Source organism: Mesorhizobium sp. M7A.F.Ca.ET.027.03.2.1 (assembly GCF_003999175.1).
Classification (GTDB): Bacteria; Pseudomonadota; Alphaproteobacteria; order Rhizobiales; family Rhizobiaceae; genus Mesorhizobium.
Genome location: NZ_RZOM01001109.1, coordinates 1 through 2,002 on the forward strand (window position 1 = coordinate 1; position 2,002 = coordinate 2,002).

3 protein-coding genes are annotated in these 2,002 nt (G+C 64.8%); all 3 read right to left on the bottom strand.

From position 1 onward, the window contains the following. Nucleotides 1–466 (bottom strand): FAD-dependent oxidoreductase (locus tag EN750_RS31760; protein WP_164756652.1); only part of this gene is annotated, 466 nt, incomplete at its 3' end. A 117-nt stretch (nt 467–583) separates the two neighbouring features. After that, a complete protein-coding gene (locus EN750_RS31765) occupies nt 584–1,168 on the bottom strand; it encodes a DUF2059 domain-containing protein (protein ID WP_127399061.1) in 585 nt (194 codons plus the stop codon). After that, a complete protein-coding gene (gene rpiA, locus EN750_RS31770; RefSeq protein WP_127399062.1) occupies nt 1,155–1,886 on the bottom strand; it encodes a ribose-5-phosphate isomerase RpiA in 732 nt (243 codons plus the stop codon). Before rpiA ends, EN750_RS31765 begins: the two co-directional genes overlap by 14 nt. Nucleotides 1,887–2,002 lie beyond the last annotated feature (116 nt).

Below are 2,002 nucleotides of genomic sequence, written 5' to 3' on the forward strand. Positions count from 1 at the left end.
GTTCATGGCCGGGCAGCGCCGGATGCGCCGCGGGTCGGCCGCCGGTGGCGATCAGGATCTGGTCTGCCGTGACGGTGCGATCCTCGCCCAGAAGATGCACGACATGCGGATCGACGATCATGGCGCGCGAGTGGAAGGTCTCGCCGCCGGCGCCCTCGACGTTCCTGACGTAGATGGCCTCCAGCCGGCTGATCTCGCGATCCTTGTTGGCGACCAGCGTCTGCCAGTCGAAACTGGCTTCCGGCACCGTCCAGCCATAGCCGGCGGCGTCGGCAAAATGCTCGGGAAATTGCGAGGCATAGACATAGAGCTTTTTCGGCACGCAGCCGCGGATGACGCAGGTGCCGCCATAGCGATATTCCTCGGCGATGCCGACACGCTTGCCGAGAGCCGCGGCGACACGCGCCGCCCTCACCCCGCCCGAACCGCCGCCGATGACGAAAAGATCGTAGTCGTAACCAGCCATGACGCGGCTCCCAGGCTTCAGAAATGTGTCAGACAGGTAGGCCGCAAACCGTCAAAAGAAAAGCCCGGACAGGCCGGGCTTTCGCGGGAGGCCGCAAGGCCATTTGAAAATGCGGGGTCAGTTGTTGTCCGCAGGGGCCGCGCCATCGGCGGGAGCGGCGGCTCCGGCGGCGGGCGCGGCAGGTGCAGCCTGCGCCTTTGCCTTGGCGGCTGCGGCCAGCGTTTCGCCGACCTGCTGGGCGAGATCGCGGCCGAGGCCGTTCTGCCAGATGTCGGCTGCCTTGACCAGTTCGCGGGTCACCGTCGGGCCGCTATCGAGCAGCTTCTTGCCCGAATCGGAATTGTAGAAGGCGGCGATGTCGGTCAGTTCCTTTTCGGAGAACACTTTTGCGTAGGCGAGTGCGGCTTCCTTCTCGAGATCGGCGCGGCGCGAGGCCAGCGCCAGCGCCTTCTCGCTGATCGTCTTGCCGATCAGTTCCTGCATGTCCGGGTTCTTCTGGATCAGCTGCGATTCGAGCGCCGCGGCCGCCTGCGGCAGGATGTTGTCGAACGGGTCGGTCGCGTGGATCGCAGCGACCGCCGCGCGGGCGGCCTTCAGGTGCGATTCCGTGACATCCTGCGAAAACGCCGGCGAAGAAAAGGCGAAAACGGCCGAGGCCGCCAGAAGGACGGAAAGGCTGCGAACCCGGTTATGCAACGTCATGATCGATAGAACTCCCTGGTTTTCGGGCGGCATGGACGGTTTGGATGCCGTCGCCGCCGGCGATGATGGCCGCTGAAGCCAGCCCGATGAAAAGACCATGCTCGACTACGCCCGGAATGGCGTGGAGAGCATTCGAAAGCGCTCTTGTATCCGGAATGCGGCCAAAAGATGCATCGAGGATAAAATGGCCGCCGTCTGTAACAAAAGCCTGGCCGCCCGTCATCCTCAATGTGACCGGCCCGGAAAGACCGAGCTTTTCAGCCGCCGCGGCAACCGCGATTTCAGTGGCGCGCAGGCCGAATGGATTGACCTCGATCGGCAGCGGAAAACGGCCGAGCGTCTCGACCATCTTGGAGCGGTCGGCGATGACGATCATGCGCTGGGACGCCGCGGCGACGATCTTCTCGCGCAGCAGCGCGCCGCCGCCGCCCTTGACCAGGGTCAGTTCCGGGTCGACTTCGTCGGCGCCGTCGACGGTGAGATCGAGCTCTGGCGTTTCCTCCAGCGTCGACAGCGGCACGCCAAGCTCGCGGCACAGCAACGCGGTGCGCTCCGAAGTCGGCACGCCGATGACGGTCATGCCGGTGGCGACCTTTTCGGCGAGCAGCCGCACGAACTCCTCGGCCGTTGTGCCGGTGCCGATGCCGAGCCGCATGCCGTCGCTCACATGGGCAAGTGCTGCCCGCGCGGCTTCGACCTTCAACTGCCTTGCATCCATGTCGATTGTTGCCCCGGAAATTCGCTGCCGGGCTCGTAGCATTTTTGCCGGTCCGGTCAAAGCCCCAGGCGGCGGGTCCCCCAGGTGATGCCACTATAGGAATTATTTCCTTGACC